This is a genomic window from Pseudomonas sp. SDO5591_S426, from assembly GCF_054070755.1.
Genome location: NZ_JBSVXD010000027.1, coordinates 1 through 16,769 on the forward strand (window position 1 = coordinate 1; position 16,769 = coordinate 16,769).

General features: G+C 60.7%; 16 protein-coding genes and 1 tRNA gene. 6 read left to right on the plus strand and 11 right to left on the minus strand.

Annotation, left to right across the window (positions count from 1 at the left end):
* Nucleotides 1-88: 88 nt before the first annotated feature.
* From aldA to ACW9JC_RS08455, 4 genes are read right to left on the minus strand one after another with little or no spacing between them, the layout of a single operon-like run.
* Nucleotides 89-1,522: an aldehyde dehydrogenase gene (gene aldA / locus ACW9JC_RS08440; RefSeq protein ID WP_457454626.1), complete on the minus strand. Its 1,434-nt coding sequence runs from the start codon at nt 1,520-1,522 to the stop codon at nt 89-91.
* Nucleotides 1,523-1,541: 19 nt separating this feature from the next.
* A complete protein-coding gene (locus ACW9JC_RS08445; protein WP_457454628.1) occupies nt 1,542-2,342 on the minus strand; it encodes an aldolase/citrate lyase family protein in 801 nt (266 codons plus the stop codon).
* A 14-nt stretch (nt 2,343-2,356) separates the two neighbouring features.
* Nucleotides 2,357-3,541: an L-rhamnonate dehydratase gene (rhmD, locus tag ACW9JC_RS08450; protein WP_416128308.1), complete on the minus strand. Its 1,185-nt coding sequence runs from the start codon at nt 3,539-3,541 to the stop codon at nt 2,357-2,359.
* Between the two features lie 33 nt (nt 3,542-3,574).
* Nucleotides 3,575-4,870: an MFS transporter gene (locus ACW9JC_RS08455; protein WP_457454630.1), complete on the minus strand. Its 1,296-nt coding sequence runs from the start codon at nt 4,868-4,870 to the stop codon at nt 3,575-3,577.
* A 125-nt stretch (nt 4,871-4,995) separates the two neighbouring features.
* Between ACW9JC_RS08455 and ACW9JC_RS08460 the strand changes: the two genes are divergently transcribed.
* The 5 genes from ACW9JC_RS08460 (at nt 4,996) to ACW9JC_RS08480 (ending at nt 11,690) form a co-directional block, all read left to right on the plus strand.
* Nucleotides 4,996-5,937, plus strand: coding sequence for a LysR family transcriptional regulator (locus ACW9JC_RS08460; protein ID WP_150705501.1), 942 nt, complete (start codon nt 4,996-4,998; stop codon nt 5,935-5,937).
* A gap of 175 nt (nt 5,938-6,112) precedes the next feature.
* Nucleotides 6,113-8,944, plus strand: a complete 2,832-nt coding sequence (locus tag ACW9JC_RS08465) for a xanthine dehydrogenase family protein molybdopterin-binding subunit (protein ID WP_457454633.1) — start codon at nt 6,113-6,115, stop codon at nt 8,942-8,944.
* A complete protein-coding gene (locus tag ACW9JC_RS08470; protein WP_007982256.1) occupies nt 8,937-9,476 on the plus strand; it encodes a (2Fe-2S)-binding protein in 540 nt (179 codons plus the stop codon). Before ACW9JC_RS08465 ends, ACW9JC_RS08470 begins: the two co-directional genes overlap by 8 nt.
* 2 nt (nt 9,477-9,478) lie before the next feature.
* The gene (locus tag ACW9JC_RS08475) at nt 9,479-10,717 is read left to right on the plus strand and encodes a c-type cytochrome (protein ID WP_457454634.1); all 1,239 of its coding nucleotides are present in this window, start codon (nt 9,479-9,481) and stop codon (nt 10,715-10,717) included.
* Nucleotide 10,718: 1 nt separating this feature from the next.
* Entirely contained in the window at nt 10,719-11,690 is a 972-nt protein-coding gene (locus ACW9JC_RS08480) for an XdhC family protein (protein WP_457454635.1), read from the plus strand.
* Between the two features lie 89 nt (nt 11,691-11,779).
* Here ACW9JC_RS08480 and ACW9JC_RS08485 read toward each other — a convergent pair whose 3' ends face one another.
* Nucleotides 11,780-13,063: an NAD(P)/FAD-dependent oxidoreductase gene (locus ACW9JC_RS08485; RefSeq protein ID WP_457454636.1), complete on the minus strand. Its 1,284-nt coding sequence runs from the start codon at nt 13,061-13,063 to the stop codon at nt 11,780-11,782.
* Nucleotides 13,064-13,246: 183 nt separating this feature from the next.
* Between ACW9JC_RS08485 and ACW9JC_RS08490 the strand changes: the two genes are divergently transcribed.
* Nucleotides 13,247-13,323: transfer RNA gene (locus ACW9JC_RS08490), tRNA-Val, on the plus strand.
* A 112-nt stretch (nt 13,324-13,435) separates the two neighbouring features.
* Here ACW9JC_RS08490 and ACW9JC_RS08495 read toward each other — a convergent pair.
* From ACW9JC_RS08495 to ACW9JC_RS08520, 6 genes are all read right to left on the minus strand, one after another.
* On the minus strand, nt 13,436-14,575 hold the full coding sequence (locus tag ACW9JC_RS08495) for a tyrosine-type recombinase/integrase (RefSeq protein ID WP_457454637.1): 1,140 nt from the start codon (nt 14,573-14,575) through the stop codon (nt 13,436-13,438).
* Complete coding sequence (locus tag ACW9JC_RS08500; protein ID WP_457454638.1) at nt 14,575-14,808, minus strand: hypothetical protein; 234 nt, start codon at nt 14,806-14,808, stop codon at nt 14,575-14,577. The genes ACW9JC_RS08495 and ACW9JC_RS08500 overlap by 1 nt, the downstream gene beginning before the upstream one ends.
* Before the next feature lie 37 nt (nt 14,809-14,845).
* Nucleotides 14,846-15,073 (minus strand): hypothetical protein, encoded by a 228-nt coding sequence (locus ACW9JC_RS08505; RefSeq protein ID WP_457454639.1) that lies wholly within the window; start codon nt 15,071-15,073, stop codon nt 14,846-14,848.
* A gap of 215 nt (nt 15,074-15,288) precedes the next feature.
* Nucleotides 15,289-15,531 carry a hypothetical protein gene (locus tag ACW9JC_RS08510; RefSeq protein WP_457454640.1) on the minus strand — a complete coding sequence of 81 codons (243 nt, stop codon included), beginning with the start codon at nt 15,529-15,531 and terminating at the stop codon, nt 15,289-15,291.
* 73 nt (nt 15,532-15,604) lie between these two features.
* A complete protein-coding gene (locus ACW9JC_RS08515) occupies nt 15,605-16,036 on the minus strand; it encodes a hypothetical protein (protein WP_150733419.1) in 432 nt (143 codons plus the stop codon).
* Nucleotides 16,037-16,189: 153 nt separating this feature from the next.
* On the minus strand, nt 16,190-16,702 hold the full coding sequence (locus ACW9JC_RS08520) for a hypothetical protein (protein ID WP_457454641.1): 513 nt from the start codon (nt 16,700-16,702) through the stop codon (nt 16,190-16,192).
* Nucleotides 16,703-16,769 lie beyond the last annotated feature (67 nt).

Consider the following 16,769-nt stretch of genomic DNA (forward strand, 5'->3'; position numbering starts at 1 on the left):
GAGTGATGCCGAAAAATGCGGATACACCACAAAAACCTGTGGGAGCGGGCTTGCCCGCGATGGCGGCATCAGCAGCACCGCCAAATACTCAGCCTTGCAAATAAACCGCATGCGTATGGGTGTACTCATACAACCCATGCTTGCCATCCGCGCCGCCAATCCCCGATTTACGCACGCCGGCATGAAAGCCTTGCATGGCCTCGAAATTCTCGCGGTTGACGTAGGTTTCGCCAAAATCCAGCTCGCGCATGGCGTGCAGGGTTTTGCTCAGGTCGCGGGTGTAGATCGACGAGGTCAGGCCATAGTCGCAGTCGTTGGCCAGGGCGATGGCTTCGTCGAGGTCGTCGATGATCTGGATCGGCAGCACCGGGCCGAAAATCTCTTCGCGCATGATCTCCATGTCGGCGCGGCACCCGGCAAGCACCGTGGGTTGGAAGTGGAAGCCATTTGGCAGATCGGCAATTTGCCCGCCACTGATCAGGCTCGCGCCCTGGCTCAACGCCGTGCGGACTTTACGATTGACGCTGTCCAACCCTTGGCGGTTGATCAGCGGACCCATTTCCACATCGGGCTGCGCAATCGGGTCGCCATAACGGGTCGCGCTCATGGCCGCCGCGATGCGCTCGATGAACTGATCCGCCACTTTGCGCTCGACGTACACCCGCTCGGCGCAGTTGCAAACCTGACCGCTGTTGATGATGCGCGAATCTCGGATGGCCTTCACAGCGAGGTCGAGATCTGCGTCCGCCAGCACAATGGCCGGCGCCTTGCCGCCCAGTTCCAGATTGAGCTTGGTGATGTTCGGCGCAGCGGCGGCCATGATCCGCGAGCCGGTGTCGACGCTGCCGGTGAAGCTGATCATGTCCACGCCTTTGTGCGCACTCAGTGCGGCGCCAACCTGGCCGTCACCGCAAACTACGTTGAACACGCCGGGCGGCAAATCGGTTTCGGCCACCAAACGGGCAAATTCGAAGCAGTTGTTCGGCGTTTCTTCGCTGGGCTTGATGACGATGGTGTTGCCGGTCAGCAGCGCCGGGGCCATCTTGCGGGCGATCAGGAAGAACGGGAAATTCCACGGCAGAATCCCGGCCACCACGCCCAACGGTTTGCGGAACAGAAAGATGTTTTCGTTCTGGCGGTCGCTGGTGATGATTTCGCCTTCGATGCGCCGCGCCCATTCGGCCATGTAGTCGAGGTAGTCAGCGGTGAAGTTGACTTCGACTTCGGCCAGACCGCTGATCTTGCCTTGCTCCAGCGTAATGGTGCGCGCCAGGTGCGGTACGTTTTCCCGTAGCTTGGCGGCGATGCGGCGCAGGTAGCCGGCGCGGTCATTCGCTGGTTTGCGCGACCAGTCCTTTTGCGCGGCACGGGCGGCGGCGAGGGCGCGGTCGACGTCTTCGGCGGTCGAGGCCGGGACTTTCGACAACACGGCACCGGTGGCCGGGTTGATCACATCGAGGTGGGCAGCGCTGGCCACGAACTGGCCGTTGATGAAGTTTTCGTAAACAGGCACGGACGGCATGGGACGACTCCTTGGCAGATCAGTAAGTGCGTGACGGCGCTTGTGTGCTGGCGGGTTCGCGGTAGCGAGCGAGGGTGGCCATGGCGCTTTGGCGCAGCAGGCTGATGTCGATGGCTACTGCGATGAACTGGCAACCCCAGCCTTGGTAGCGACGGGCATCTTCTTCGTTGGGGGCGAGAATTCCGCAGGCCTTGCCCGCTGCGAGCGTAGCGTTCACGGCGTGTTGAATCCGTTCCTGAACCTCCGGATGACCGGGATTGCCGGCATGGCCAAGGCCAATCGACAAATCCGCCGGGCCGATAAACACCGCATCGACGCCTTCGACGGCGGCAATCGCTTCGACGTTTTCCACGCCGATGCGCGATTCCACCTGCACGATCAGGCACAGCTGTTCATGAGCGGTATTGAGGTAATCGGGCACGCCATCCCAGCGTGTGGCGCGGGTCAGACCGCCGCCGACACCGCGAATGCCGTGGGGCGGGTAGCGCATCGCGCGGACCAATGCCTTGGCCTGTTCAGCGGTTTCGACCATCGGGATCATCAGCGTCTGCGCGCCGATATCCAGCAGTTGCTTGATCAGGTTGGCGTCGCCATTCACCGCGCGCACGATCGGCGCAGTGGAGTAGGGCGCCACGGCCTGCAATTGCGCGAGTACGCCGGGCACGGTGTTCGGTGCGTGCTCGCCGTCGATCAGCATCCAGTCGTAACCGGTGGTGGCGACGATTTCGGCGGCGTAGCCGGTGGCGAATCCGGCCCAGATGCCATATTGAGTCGCCGGTTTTTTCAGCGCGGCTTTGAAAGCGTTGTGCGGCATGTTCATGTCGGGCTCCTTTCTCAGCGGCTGTACGGCCGATGCAGTTGGCATTCCGGGTTGAGCGTCACGCCGAAACCTGGCTGGTCGAGCGCCGACAGGCGCATGCGGCCATTGACCGGCACCGGTTCGCCAAGCAGTTGCGGATGGAACATCGGCACCACTTCGTCGGCCTTCGGCGCCATCATCAGGAATTCGGCAAAAGGGCTGTTATGCCGGGTCGCGACGAAGTGATAGCTGTACACCGACGAGCCATGGGGGATGACCAACGCATTGTGGGCATCGGCCAGGGCTGAGATTTTCACCAGTTCGGTAAGGCCGCCACACCAACCGACATCCGGCTGGATGATGTCGCAGCAACCCATTTCCAGCAGCATGCGGAATCCCCAGCGCGTGGCTTCGTGCTCGCCGGTGGTCACCAGCATGCCTTTCGGTACGTTGTTGCGCAGGGCGGCGTAGCCCCAGTAATCGTCCGGCGGCAGGGCTTCTTCAATCCACTTCAAACCGTGTTCGTGGGCGCCGACCGCCAGTTTGGTGGCGTAGTTGAGGTCCAGGCTCATCCAGCAATCAAGCATCAGCCAGAAGTCCGGGCCGACGCGTTCGCGCATGGTCGCCAGTTCTTCGAGGTTCTTGCGCAGGCCTTCTTCGCCTTCGGCGGGGCCGTGGTGCAGCGGCATCTTGCCGCCGATGAAGCCCATTTTCTGCGCCAGGTCCGGACGGGCGCCGGTGGCGTAAAACTGCAATTCGTCGCGCACTGCGCCGCCGAGCAATTGATGCACCGGCTCCTGGCGGATCTTGCCGAGTAAGTCCCACAGCGCCAGGTCGACGCCGGAGATCGTGTTGATGACGATGCCTTTGCGCCCGTAATACAGGGTCGACTGGTACATCTGGTCCCAGATCTTTTCGATGTCGGTGACGCGGGCACCTTCAAGGAAGCGCGCCAGGTGTTTCTCGACGATGTAGGCGGCAGGCTCGCCGCCCGTGGTCACGGCAAAACCGACGGTGCCGTCGCTGGCTTCAATCTCTACCACCAGCGTACCGAGCACGTTGATGCCGAAGGTGCGGCGGCTCTGGCGGTACTCGGGGTATTTGCTCATTGGTGTAGCAATGTGATCGTCGATCCAGTGGCCGTCGGCTTGGTCGTGATAATCCGCGCCGCCGCCACGCAAGGTGAAGGCGCGGACGTGTTTGATGGTTGGAATGCCCATGGTGTGATTCCTTTTTTTAAACGGCGGTCATGTTTAAACGGTGGCCGGTTTGTTCGAGGCTTTATGGCCGGGCGAACGTACGCCCAGCACCAGCAACGCGGCGATGACGGTGGTAGCGGACAGCACGTACAAGCCGGCTGCCGGTGAATGGAAGGCGCCTTCGGCCCAGTTCTTCAGCACCGGAGCGATGAAGCCGCCGAGGGCGCCGAACGAGTTGATCAGGGCGATGCCGGCTGCGGCGGCGCTGCCGGCGAGGTAGCTGGAGGGGAAGGTCCAGAACACCGGTTGCACGGCGATGAAGCCGGAAGCGGCAAAGCACAGGGCAATGATCCCCAGCAGCGGATTGCTGAAGGTCACCGAGCAGGCGATCCCGGCAGCGGCCATCAACAAGGTCAGGCTAGCGGTGCGGCGGCGTTCGCCGGTGCGATCGCTGTAGCCGGGAATCAGGTAGGCGGCGATCAATGCGCAAATCCATGGAATCGCTGTGACCAGGCCGACCATCAACCCGACCTTGGTGCCGAGCAGTCCGCCAACCTGGGTCGGCAGGTAAAACACCACGCCGTAGACACTCGCCTGGATCAACAGATAAATCAGGCACAGGTACAGCACCGAGGGCTGGCAAATCACGTTGAGCAGGCTGCGGCCGTGGTTCTGTTTGTGGCTGTCTTCCTGATCGAGCAGGCTCTGCACTTGCTGGCGCTCTTCGACGGTCAGCCACTTGGCATCGGCCGGGCGATTGTCGAGGTACCAATAAGCCCAGATGCCCACCGCCGTCGCCATCAAGCCTTCAACGGCGAACAGCCACTGCCAGCCGTGGAACCCCGCAAAACCGTCCATCTCCAGTAGCAGGCCAGACAGCGGGCTGCCGAAGATGAACGCCAGGGGCGCACCGAAGTAGAAGAAGCCCATGGCTTTGCCGCGCACGGCGCTGGGGAACCAGTAGGTGAGGTAAAGGATCACGCCGGGGAAGAATCCGGCCTCGGCCACGCCCAGCAAAAAACGCAGGACGTAGAAGCTGGTTTCGCTGTGGGCGAAGACCATGGCGGCGGAGACCAGGCCCCAGGTGACCATGATCCGGCACATCCACAAGCGAGCGCCGACGCGGTGCAGAATCAGGTTACTCGGCACTTCGAGCAGCGCGTAGCCGACGAAGAACACCCCGGCGCCAAAGGCGAAGGCGGCATCGCTGATATTGGTGTCGGCCTGGAAGGCTTGCTTGGCGAACCCGACGTTGGCGCGGTCGAGGAAGGCCATGATGTACATCAGCAGGAGAAACGGGAGCAGCCGCCAGGAAATTTTGGCGAGCAGAGGCGCGGGTAGAGTCTTCATCGCAGTTTTCCTTTGGTAGGGCATTTGTTCTTATGGGGAAGACTGTACGGCCGCTGATCGATGCGTTACAAATCGAATCTAGCTCACAACTGATACCTTCAGGGTATCGATAAAGAAGGCCCGTGATGACCACGCCGACCATCTCCCGCAGCCTGCTCAACCGCCTGCGCTACAAGCATCTGCACATGCTGGTGACGCTCAGCACCAGCCAGAACCTGCACCGTGCTTCGCAAAGCCTGAACATGTCGCAACCGGCTGCCACCCGCATGCTCCATGAAATTGAAGACATGTTTGGCTGCGACCTGTTCGAACGTTTGCCGCGCGGGATGCGACCGACGGCGCTGGGTCAGGAGCTGATTCGCTTTGCCGAGTCAGCCCTCAGCGGTCTCGACCGTTGCGCCGAGGACCTGATGGCGCGCCAGCAGGGCGGCTACGGTTACCTGTCGATCGGCACCATCATGGGCGCGGCGCCGGATCTGGTGATGGATTCGATTGCCGAGATCAAGTCACTCAATCCGCAGCTGCGAATTCGCATCATGGGCGATACCAGCGACCAAGTGATCCAGTTGCTGGAGCAGGGTCGCATCGACCTCGCCATCGCCCGGCGCAATGCCGCCACCGACAGTGAGCATTACGTCTTCGAACAACTGGGCAACGAGCGATTGCTGGTGGTGGTGCACGCCGGTCATCCGCTGGCCCGGCGCAAGAAGCTGGAGATGGCAGAACTGGTCAACGGCTGGCCGTGGATCCTGCAACCGGAAACCAGCCCGGCGCGCATTGGTCTGGATCAAGCCTTGCAGCGCCTGGCCTTGCCGCTGCCGGCGGACATCATCGAATGCAGCTCGGTGTATTCGATGCAGCAGCTGATTCAACTGACCGACGCGATCATGGTCCTGTCGGAAACCGCATTGCGCGACTACCTTAAAATGGGGCTGGTGGTGGCGCTTCCGGTGGAGCTGGATGTGCAACTGGCGCCATTTGGGCTGCTGTTGCGCAAAGGTGAGCACATAAGTCGCGAGCTGGGACTGTTCATCGATCTGCTGCGTCGAAAAGCCGCGGTTTTTTGATTTCCTGGTCAGTTTTTTGTTTTCCGCGAACGCATAAACCTTTAAAGTTAACCTTTCGGTCAGCTTTGCACTGTCAACACAGCCCTTTGCATCGTCAAAAGGGGCTTCTGCAAGACTCGAGATTCCCAGTACATAACCAGAAGGGCGGACCCCATAACCGCCCAGAGGATGATCCATGTCCAACCGTGATATATCCCGGCGCTCGTTCCTTCAGGGCGGGCTGGTAGCGGGTGTGAGCGTGACGCTCACGCCATTGAGCAGCCAGGCGCTGGCAGCCTTGATGGAAAACAGCGTGACCGTGCCGTCCGAGCAATGGCTCGGCAACAATGGCAAGGCGCGCGCCCGTAATGACGCCTTGTCCAAGGTCTGCGGCAGCAAGGTGTTTGCCCGCGACATCCGCGCCAAGGACATGCCGGGCTGGCCACAGCAGCAAGGCCACGCCATGCTGCTGAAAACCATCAAGGCTGACCGAATTTATGACGGCTACGACCTGTCGTGGCTCGGTGCCGAATTGCAGCCGGACCGCATCGTCACCGCCGACGACCTGATCAAGGACGGTATCGCGTTCCCGGAAGAACACGCGCCTGATCCGCTGCTGCCGACCGGCAAAGTGCCGATGTTCATCGGCCACCCGGTGGCGATCCTGATCTGGAACGACTTCGAGCGTTTCCGCCAGGCCAAGGCCCAACTCAAATTCAATGACAAGGCAATCCGCTACGGCGAGAAAGTGCCGTTCTACGAAGGCGATCCTTACGGCAGCTTCCGCTACGTGCGCGTTGGCGGTGCGACCTCGGCCGATGAAGACGAATTCGCCAGCCTCAAGGATTCGATCCTGTTCCCGATGCTGAAAAACCGTCGTCCGGTGTGGAACTCGCAGCCGAACCTGCACGGCAACCTGACCGAGCGCGGCTTGTTCTATGCCGAGCGCATGAAGCAGCAGATCGACACGCCGCCGGACAACTGGCTGGTGTTCGACGAACGCTACAAGACGCCATCGATCGAACCGGCCGCGATGGAGCCGGACAACGGCAACGGCTGGTACGACCCGGCGACCAAGACCCTGCATTTCGTGGTCGCGACACAGTGCCCACTGGAAACCGCGACCGAGACTGCGAAGATGATCGCGCCGTCGCGTTTCGGCTTGGCCAACCTGAACATGCACCCAGGTTACACCGTCGGTTACGGCTCGAAAGACCACAACATTTTCGTCTACTACGCCGCCCTCGCCGCGTTGTACGGCGCCGGTGTGCCGGTGCGTCTGGCGAACGATCGCTATGAACAGTTCCAGAGCGGCATCAAGCGTCACCCGTTCGACATCCGCTATCAACTGGCGGTGGACAAGACCGATTACAGCTTCAAGATTTTCCGCGCCGAGATGAGCGTCGACGGTGGCGGCCGGGTCAACTACAGCCCGTCCGTGGCAGCGGTTGGCGCCACGGCGGCGCAGTCGATCTATTACATGCCGCAGAACGATTTGCAGGTGACGGCTTATCACTCCCGCGCCGTTGAAGCCGGGTCGATGCGTGGCTACGGCACCCTGCAAAGCATGGCGTCCACCGAGATGATGGTCGACGAAATCGCCGATCGCCTCGGTGTCGATGCCATCGAACTGCGCCGCAAGAATGCACTGCGTTCGGGCATGAAAAACACCCAGGGCGCGGTGCCTGCCGGTGCTTTGCGACTGCACGAGATTCTCGACAAGGCAGCGGTTCACGACACTTGGAAAAACCGCGCCGCGATCAAGAAACAACGCGAAGCTGCCGACCCGGATAACTGGTACGGCGTCGGTTTCGCCATCTGCCAGAAAGACTTCGGCACTGGTTCCGAAGCGCCGATGGCCAGCATCGAATACACCGTTGACGGTCGCATCACCCTGCGTCACATCGGCATCGAAATCGGCACCGGCATGTCCACTTCCCAAGCGATGGTGGTGGCCGATTTCCTCGGCAACCCGGCGCACGAAGTGAAGACCGGCGAAACTGAATGGAAAGAGTTGCAGCTGATCAGCGGCGGCAACCCGTACATCATGAGCCAGGCCGAGCAGGACAACTTCCTGCGCAACCCGCGTTGGGTTGGCAAGGTCGCTTCGGCCTCATCCGCGACCAACTCGGCGTACTACTTCAGCCACGCCACCCGTGAAGCGGCGCGCGTGCTGTTCAACCACGGCTTGTGGCCGGCGGCGATGGAGATCTGGCGGCAGGGTCCTTTTGGCGGCCAAGCCAACCCTTACGTGGTGCGTCGCGAAGATGCCCATTGGGTCGACGGCAAACTCACCGCCAACGGCATGGAGCCTTTGCCGTTTGCGGTGCTGGCCAAGCGTGCCCACGAGCGCGGTCTGGTCACTGGCGCCACGGTCCACGGTTTTAACCGCTGGAGCTGGGCCGAGGCCGAGTACAGCATCGATGGCGTGCGTGAACGCTTGCCACTCGATGGTCTGGCCGTGAAGTACGGCGACGGTGCACCGAACGCGAAGAAAGCGCAGATGAACAGCGCCGGTTTCCATCTGCTGGATCGGCAGAACATCGCCTACCCGGCGACCCAGCTGAACAACGCTGCGGTGACTTACTACAGCCCGGTCGCGACGCTGGTGGAACTGAAGGTCAACAAGGGTTCGAACGAAGTGTCGGTGCTCAACCACCACTCGTGGGTCGAGTGCGGTCGGGTGCTGGTGCCGGAGTTGGTCAAGGGCCAGCTCGAAGGCGGTATCGCCATGGGCATCGGCCATGCGCTGATGGAAGAAATGCCGCTGTACGAAGGTGGGCCGGGGGAGGGTGACTGGAACTTCAACCGCTACCGCTTGCCGATGGCGCGCCACGTCGCGGTGTGGAAACAGACCGCGGAAATCCTGCCGCCATTGTCGCCAAGCGACCCGTCCAAAGGCATCGCCGAAGTGGTGATGATTCCGGTGGTCGGCGCCATCGGCAACGCCGTGGCCCATGCCATCGGTAAACGTGTCCGCGACCTGCCTATCACTTCTGCACGCATCAAGGAGGCCCTCAATGGCTAACCGTCCGCTTCAACTGACCCTCAACGGTCAATCCGTCGGCCCGGTGGACATCCCTGATGACCTGCCGATGATCGACTACCTGCACGAATACAAGAACCTCACCGGTTCGCGCCTCGGTTGCGGCCAGGGCATCTGCCACGCCTGCGTGGTGATCGTCGACAACCCCGACGGCACCAGCGAAGAAGTGCGCACCTGCATCACTGGCGCGCACTATTTCGAAGGCAAAAAGGTTCGGACCATCGAAGGCCATGCGACCCGCGACGAGCAGGGCAAGGTCACCGAGCTGAACCCGATCCAGCAGCGTTTTGTCGACGAGTTCGCCTTCCAGTGCAGCTACTGCGCACCGGGTTTTGTGAATGCTGCGACGGTGTTGGTCGAGAAGCTGCAACGCCAGCCCATCGTCAAAAGCCAGCTGGAAAAAGTCATCGAGGACAGCCTCGGTCATCACATCTGCCGTTGCACTGGCTACGTGCGCTACTACAGCGCCACGCGCAACGTGTTGACCGATCTCGGCCTGGTCAAGGAGGGTTAAGCATGAAGCAACTACTTAGCCGTCTGGCGTTGACGGTCGGCCTGGCTGCGCCTGTGTTGTTGGCCCACGCTGACGACGCGCAGGTCAAGCAAGGCGAATACCTCGCCCGCGCTGCTGACTGCATGGCGTGTCACACCGCACCGGGTGGCGCGCCGTATGCGGGCGGCCTGCCGATCGTGTCGCCGTTCGGCACGATCTACGGCACCAACATCACGCCGAGCAAAGAGCACGGCATCGGCCTGTACAACGATGACGAATTCTTCGCTGCGTTGACCGCCGGCAAGCGTCGCGATGGGGCGAACCTGTACCCGGCGATGCCGTACACCTCGTATCACCTGATGCCGCGAGCGGACTCCGATGCGATTCACGCCTACCTGAAAACCGTCGAGCCCATCGAGCGCGCCGCGCCGGTCACCAGCCTGACCTTTCCGTTCAACGTGCGCCCGGGCCTGATGGGCTGGAACATGATGTACGGCAAGGACGTGAAGCTGGAATCCGCCGAAGGCAAAAGCGAAGCCTGGAAGCGCGGCCAGTACATGGTCGACGTGCTCGGCCACTGCGGCGAATGCCACACGCCACGCGGCCTGCCCGGTGCGATGCAGATGGACAAGCGCATGACCGGTGGCATCCTCAATGGCTATCTGGCGCCAAGCCTGCTTGCCACTGACCTGGCGGCTCGCGGCTGGAACCATCAGGACCTGAGCTCGTTCCTCAAGCATGGCATGAGCGCCCAGGGCACGATGTTCAACGAGATGTTCCCGGTGTTCCACAACAGCACTCAGGGCCTCACTGACCCGGATCTGGCCGCGATGGCCACGTTCCTGCTCGGCGATCAGCCGCCAGCAGCAAAACTGCTGACAGACGTACCGTTGGACAAACTCAGCGCCAGCGCCCAGCGCGGTCGTCAGGATTACCTGAACGTCTGCGCCGGTTGCCATGCGCCAGGCGGCGAAGGTAAGCCGCATATTGCCGTGGCCATGCGTGGCAACACCACGCTGCGCCTGGAAGATCCGCGCAACCTGGTGCGGGTGATCGACGATGGTATCGGCGAACAGAAGTTCTCCGGGTTTGAGCACATGCAGCCGATGCCGGGATTCGTCGAGAAACTCAGCGATGAGCAACTGACCGATCTGCTGAACTACCTGCGTCAAGGTTGGGGCGGTCAGCCGGGTGACCTGGCTGTGAACGCTGTGCAGAAGTTGCGCGCCGATGCGCCGCCGCTTGAGCACAAGGCCCACTGACATGCAGCATCTCGATCTGCAAGTGGTGCGCCGGGCACTGGAGTGGTCGGTGGGCGGTCGGCGGGTGTGGCTGTGCACGGTCCTCGCCACTTACGGCTCGGCGCCTCGCGCACCGGGTTCGTTGCTTGCGGTGAACGCCGCCGGCCAGTGGATCGGTTCGCTGTCGGGAGGTTGCGTCGAAGAAGACTTCCTTGAGCGCGTCGCCGAAGGCGCGTTTGAGGAAGCCGTCAACGTCGTGCGCTACGGCGAAGGCGAAGACCCGCGCTCGCGGGTCAGCCTGCCCTGTGGCGGCGTGCTCGATGTGTTGGTGGAGAAGCTGGATTCAGATTGCGACGTTCAGGCGCATCTGCGGGAACTGGAGGCGGCGCTGTTGGGCCGACGTCGGTTGATCCGTGAAGTCGATCTGGTCAGCGGTGCGCGCAGCCTGTTCGATGATCGCGAGCAGGGTGTGCGCGTCGAGCGCGAAATCGACCGGGTTCGCCTGCGCATCGGTGCGGCCCAGCGCCTGTTGTTGGCCGGGTATTCCAGTGTGGCGCAGGCGTGTGCGGAGTTTGCGGTGGGCTTGGGATTCGAAGTGATTCTCTGCGATCCACGGGACGAAGTGCTCGAAGGTGTGGTGCTGGACAACGTGGAGATCCGTCGTCAACTGCCATCGGTGTTCATCGCCGATGGCGGCTGTCACAGCGACACGGCGGTGGTGGCGCTGACCCACGATCCGCGCATTGATGACCTGGCAATGATGGAAGCCGTGCGCACCGACGCGTTTTACATCGGTGTGATGGGCTCGATGCAAACTTCGCAAAAGCGCTTCGAGCGGTTGCGGCGTATCGGTGGGCTGGGCGATGCCGAACTGGCGCGGATTCATGCGCCGATCGGTTTGAACCTGGGCAGCAAGACACCGGCGGAGATTGCCTTGGCGGTGCTGGCTGATATCTTGCGGATTCGAAGCGGTATTCCACGGGATCGACTTTAAGATCAAAAGATCGCAGCCTTCGGCAGCCCCTACATTGATTGCGCATTTCTGTAGGAGCTGCCGAAGGCTGCGATCTTTTGTTTTAACGGTCAGTACCCGAATTTATCCCGCAACCCGTAATACCACGCACCCAGCGCCGCAAACGGTGTACGCAGCAATTGCCCGCCGGGAAACGGATAGTGCGGCAAGTCGGCAAACGCGTCGAAACGCTCGGCCTGGCCACGCAATGCTTCGGCCAGGACCTTGCCCGCCAGATGCGTGTAAGTCACGCCGTGGCCGCTGCAACCCTGGGAGTAGTAGATGTTGTCGCCCAGTCGACCGACTTGCGGCAGACGCGACAGGGTCAGCAGGAAGTTGCCGGTCCAGGCGTAGTCGATCCTCACGTCCTTGAGTTGCGGGAAAGCCTTGAGCATTTTCGGGCGGATGATCGCCTCTATGTTCGCCGGATCCCGCGCGCCATACACTACGCCACCGCCGAAAATCAGGCGTTTGTCGCCCGTCAGACGGTAGTAGTCGAGCAGGTAGTTGCAGTCTTCGACGCAGTAATCCTGAGGCAGCAGGCTTTTCGCCAGCTCGTCGCCCAAGGGCTCGGTGGTGATCACCTGAGTGCCGCAAGGCATCGACTTCGCCGCCAACTCCGGCACCAGATTGCCCAGGTACGCGTTGCCCGCCACGATGATGAATTTTGCCCGGACCTTACCCTGTGGCGTGTGCACCACCGGATTCGCGCCGCGTTCGATGCGCACCGCTGGCGACTGTTCATAGATCACACCGCCCAGCGACTCCACAGCCGCCGCTTCGCCCAGCGCCAGATTAAGCGGATGAATGTGCCCGCCGCTCATGTCGAGCATGCCGCCGACGTATTGATCGCAGGCCACCACTTCACGGATGCGCCGCTCATCCAGCAACTCGAGCTGCGTGTGACCGAAGCGTTCCCATAGACGCTTCTGCGACTCCAGGTGGCCCATCTGCTTGGCAGTGATGGCGGCGAACACGCCACCGTCCTTCAAGTCGCACTGGATATTATACTTGGCGACCCGCTCGCGAATGATCCGCCCACCCTCGAACGCCATCTGCCCCAGCAACTGCGCCTGCTTGGGGCCGACACTGCGTTCGATCACATCGATATCACGGCTGTAACTGTTGACGATCTGGCCGCCATTCCGCCCCGACGCACCGAAACCGACTTTGGCAGCTTCCAGCACGGTGACCTTAAAACCGTTCTCCAGCAGAAACAGGGCAGAGGACAGGCCGGTGTAACCGGCGCCGATTACACAGACATCAGTCTCCACGTCATCCTGCAAAGCCGGGCGCGGCGGAACCGCATTGGCCGATGCGGCGTAGTAGGACTCTGGGTAGGGGGTGTTCGCCATCCTGCAGCCTCTGTTTAATATATTTTACGAGTGCATCGATCCTACCCGAGTTAAAAAACCACCGCCAGCCACGGGAAAATCTTCTTTGCAGCGACGAAATTAAATATTTTGCATATTCATAGGGTTAGCTCGAAAAAAGGTGTTGACACCCCTCCGGAATTCCGTAGAATGCCGCCTCACAGCAGGCACGTAGCTCAGTTGGTTAGAGCACCACCTTGACATGGTGGGGGTCGTTGGTTCGAGTCCAATCGCGCCTACCAAACAAAATCCGCTCTGCTGGGCGGTCTAGAGGGGTCACCGGAAACGGTGACCCCTTTTTGCTTTCTGCCTTTGGGCAAACTTTGGGAATATTTTGGGCAAACGACCACCGCGTTACACCTTCAGGTCGGCTTTCACCTTCATATAAACCACCGCGTCTTCACCGTGCCCTGCCTGGTAGTGCTCGGTCATCTTCACGTCAGCGTGCCCCATCAAGCCTTGGATATATTCCTGCTCGAAGCCCTGCTGCTCGTACAGCCAGGCGCCGAGAGCGCGGATCTCGTGAAAGGTGGGGCGCTCGCCGGCCGGTATGTTGTCGTAGGCGTGTGAATCGTCCCGCGCCTGGGCGAATGACTTGGTCAGGTAATCCGCTGTCACCGCATTCCAGTGAAGCTTGGCGTCGAGTTGGCTCCGCTTGCGCGCCTTCGGCGAGTAGTGGATCAGGTACGGGCAGACGACCGGCGACTTCATGCACTCCAGCACCACCTCCCGCAACGCCTGTCCCATGACGATCTCAAGGTGCACGGGCTTTCCGTAGTTCTGCGTCTTCCCGGGCGATACCCTGATGGTGTTCTGCTCGAGGTCAACGGCCGATTTCGGCCACACCACGATATCCTCCCGCCGCTGAAGACTCAGCAACCCCAGCCGAATGGCGCGTTTCAGCCAGATCGGCGTTCCCACGTATTCCAGAATCGTGTTCAGCCCCTCAACGGTATGGCGCTGGCGCTTCTTCTCGGCCTCCTTTTTGACCAGGGTCAGCTCGGCGGAGTTGCGCTCGCACAGGCCCTTGGCCACCGCGAATGTGAACACCTGGACCAGCAGCCCACGGTGCTTCGTGTAGGCGTTGTTCTCGAAACCATCCAGATACTCCGCGACAGTCAGCACATCCAGTTGCCCCATCATCAAATCGCCCAGGTCCTCGCGGTACCGGGATAACTTGAATTTGATTTCCTTCAGAGTGCTCGCGGCGTAGGTCTTGGTGGTCAGCCATTCTTTTTCGAAGCGCTCCAGGCAGCCGCTGAACTTCGGCGCGGCGTCACCGGTGATCATCGCCAGCAACGAGCCGTCGTCGGCCAGCAGCGGGAGCAACTTGGCGTTGGCGGCGTTCGCCAGTTTGATGGCCTCGGCCATTGGCTTATTGATGCTGGTCTTCTTGCCTGTGATCGGGTTTTTGTACTGCCAGTATTTCCCGTTCGGGTACAGATTCGCTGGCAGGTCCCGGTTCTTCACTGTCCTGGCGCGCGGGGGAGCCATCAACCCACCTCCAACATCTTGGCGAGCAACGGATCGTTCGATCCAATCACGGCCGCCTGTAGGTCCACGAAGTACATCCCGCCCTTTACCTCTCCAATCACTTCGCCTTCCTCAATCCATTTTTTCAACTGCTGCACACTCGGCTTGCCGCCGGCGTAACGCAACTTCCTGTACTCGCTCACCTCCATCAGGCGCGGGAGCTTTACCGTAATCTGGGCAATGACTTTTGCCATGATGATGCTCCATGCCGCGCGTGGCGGCAGAAGGTGGTTAGGGTTTGTTCGTGCCGACCATGGCCATGCCTTTGGCGAGAAGGTCGGGCAGAGATACGGTCAGATAGATGCGGGGCTTGCCGATCAGCTTCGTGGCGGTGAGGGCGATTTCAATTTCGCCTGTCTTCGAAAAGTCCACGACCTCGAGCAGAACAGCTTCGTCGGCGATGCAGTCCTCGCTTTCAACGCGAAAGGCCATCAGCCGTGCAACGATTAATTCGGCCATAGGGATTCCTCGCCCGCCGTTCACCGGCAGGCTGGTAGGTAAGTTGTGATGATCAGATGAAAGGCGACATGCAAAGCGGATAAGGTCAGCTAACGTTTAATCGTTCGCCTCACCAGTTGCTGCTCAATCAGCTCGTCCCTGAAGCGATTGGTGAGGCGGGCACTATCGCCACGGCCCCTTGTAGATGAGCCAGAGCATGTAGAGCGGGGCTGCGATCATGGCGCCACCTTCGATGCTTCAGGAAAGGATGCCTCTGCCTCGGTGCGGAACTTGATGTCCGCTCCAGCTCCATGGCGGCCCTCGGTCCAGGTAATCCGTTTACCGCAGTAGCATCCTGTTCGTTGGGGCAGGTCGAAGTTCTGCCGGAACTCCATCGTTATTCCGGTCATGCCGTGCTCGCGCGCTAAGGCGACTACGGCCTGCGCAAACTCAACATCGTGATCAGTAATTGCGCTCATGCGGCCACCGCTGCGACAGAGAGGATGATGGGGCCCCAGATGCAGGCGCTTACCGCCATTGCTTTCAGGATCATCAGCACTCGCTCCAGTTCATGGCTTGGATGTATTCGCATGGAATCACCAGCCTGTCGGTTGGCACCGTGCTTTCGGTCTTGGCGTCGCCGAAATATGCAATGGCAGCCTGGGCGCGCTCGAGCGATAGTTGGGCATGGCGCATCTGCCAGGACTTGCGGTGTTTGAACGATCGCAGCGCCAAAGCCTTATCGGTGTAGGCGAATCGCCGACCGTGCTCGCCTCCATCCTTCAGGACCCGCTTGCGGTACTTCTTCAGCAGGTATTCACGCTGCGAACCGCCGAAGAGGTTGTTGTCGAATTCATCCACGATGTACCAGCACTGCTCGGTTTCACCGATAACCACGTACTTTCTGCAAATGACTTCCAGGCCTTTTGGGTCCAGTTCGTCGACGTAGCGATAATGGTCCGGGCCGAGCTTTTTCTTTTCCATGGGCGCACTCGTCCTTGCCGCTATAGCGGCTGACTTTGAAGGGGGAGGGAATGGGTGGTAACGAATTAAGTAAAAGTCTAAATGCTCTTTTGGATCCAATTTGCTAGGATCTGATCACCCGCCTGACTCTGGCTCTTTACCAAGCACGGAATGCTAGGCCAGAGTTGGGTGGGTGCTTGTCGGCGCTGGATGCTGGAGAGGCGCCTTGATAGATAGGCCGGCTACAGCCTCGCTGTAGATGAGTTTGGTTTGATCCCACGAGATCATGTGCTGCTGCCCATATTTTCCCTCGCCGTCGCAGACCTCACACCCTTCCAAAGGCTCTTCAAGTTCACGGCATTCAGGGCATTCGGTCGTGACTCCCAGCTTAAACTCACCAAGAAGCAGAGCCTTGGCGCCGTTCTCAGCGGTCAGCCTCGTGGGCATGAGGCAGTAGCCGGCGGGTACGGTCAGCTCATCAATCCGCTGATCCGCTGCGTTCAGGCGCAGCTGCAATGCTTGCTCACGGCGTTCGGCGGCGAGGCATCTCTCAGCAGCATCCAGAAAAAGGCGGGTCGCCTTGTCGTAGTCTTCAGCGAGGACCACGACGGGTTGAAAAACCGCCTTGCTCTCACCCTCTACGCCAGGGATGAAGCCCTTTAATTTCCAACGCATCACTTCGCTCATTCTGTGATCCCCAGTATCCGCCTCGCCCGCCGGGCCGAGGTAAGTAATTTTTGGCTCTCTCACTTTG

Excerpts from the sequence above, each read along its gene's own strand:
- aldA (WP_457454626.1), bottom strand. The coding sequence starts at position 1,522 with ATGCCGTCCGTGCCTGTTTACGAAAACTTCATCAACGGCCAGTTCGTG.
- ACW9JC_RS08445 (WP_457454628.1), bottom strand. The coding sequence starts at position 2,342 with ATGAACATGCCGCACAACGCTTTCAAAGCCGCGCTGAAAAAACCGGCG.
- rhmD (WP_416128308.1), bottom strand. The coding sequence starts at position 3,541 with ATGGGCATTCCAACCATCAAACACGTCCGCGCCTTCACCTTGCGTGGC.
- ACW9JC_RS08455 (WP_457454630.1), bottom strand. The coding sequence starts at position 4,870 with ATGAAGACTCTACCCGCGCCTCTGCTCGCCAAAATTTCCTGGCGGCTG.
- ACW9JC_RS08460 (WP_150705501.1), top strand. The coding sequence starts at position 4,996 with ATGACCACGCCGACCATCTCCCGCAGCCTGCTCAACCGCCTGCGCTAC.
- ACW9JC_RS08465 (WP_457454633.1), top strand. The coding sequence starts at position 6,113 with ATGTCCAACCGTGATATATCCCGGCGCTCGTTCCTTCAGGGCGGGCTG.
- ACW9JC_RS08470 (WP_007982256.1), top strand. The coding sequence starts at position 8,937 with ATGGCTAACCGTCCGCTTCAACTGACCCTCAACGGTCAATCCGTCGGC.
- ACW9JC_RS08475 (WP_457454634.1), top strand. The coding sequence starts at position 9,479 with ATGAAGCAACTACTTAGCCGTCTGGCGTTGACGGTCGGCCTGGCTGCG.
- ACW9JC_RS08480 (WP_457454635.1), top strand. The coding sequence starts at position 10,719 with ATGCAGCATCTCGATCTGCAAGTGGTGCGCCGGGCACTGGAGTGGTCG.
- ACW9JC_RS08485 (WP_457454636.1), bottom strand. The coding sequence starts at position 13,063 with ATGGCGAACACCCCCTACCCAGAGTCCTACTACGCCGCATCGGCCAAT.
- ACW9JC_RS08495 (WP_457454637.1), bottom strand. The coding sequence starts at position 14,575 with ATGGCTCCCCCGCGCGCCAGGACAGTGAAGAACCGGGACCTGCCAGCG.
- ACW9JC_RS08500 (WP_457454638.1), bottom strand. The coding sequence starts at position 14,808 with ATGGCAAAAGTCATTGCCCAGATTACGGTAAAGCTCCCGCGCCTGATG.
- ACW9JC_RS08505 (WP_457454639.1), bottom strand. The coding sequence starts at position 15,073 with ATGGCCGAATTAATCGTTGCACGGCTGATGGCCTTTCGCGTTGAAAGC.
- ACW9JC_RS08510 (WP_457454640.1), bottom strand. The coding sequence starts at position 15,531 with ATGAGCGCAATTACTGATCACGATGTTGAGTTTGCGCAGGCCGTAGTC.
- ACW9JC_RS08515 (WP_150733419.1), bottom strand. The coding sequence starts at position 16,036 with ATGGAAAAGAAAAAGCTCGGCCCGGACCATTATCGCTACGTCGACGAA.
- ACW9JC_RS08520 (WP_457454641.1), bottom strand. The coding sequence starts at position 16,702 with ATGAGCGAAGTGATGCGTTGGAAATTAAAGGGCTTCATCCCTGGCGTA.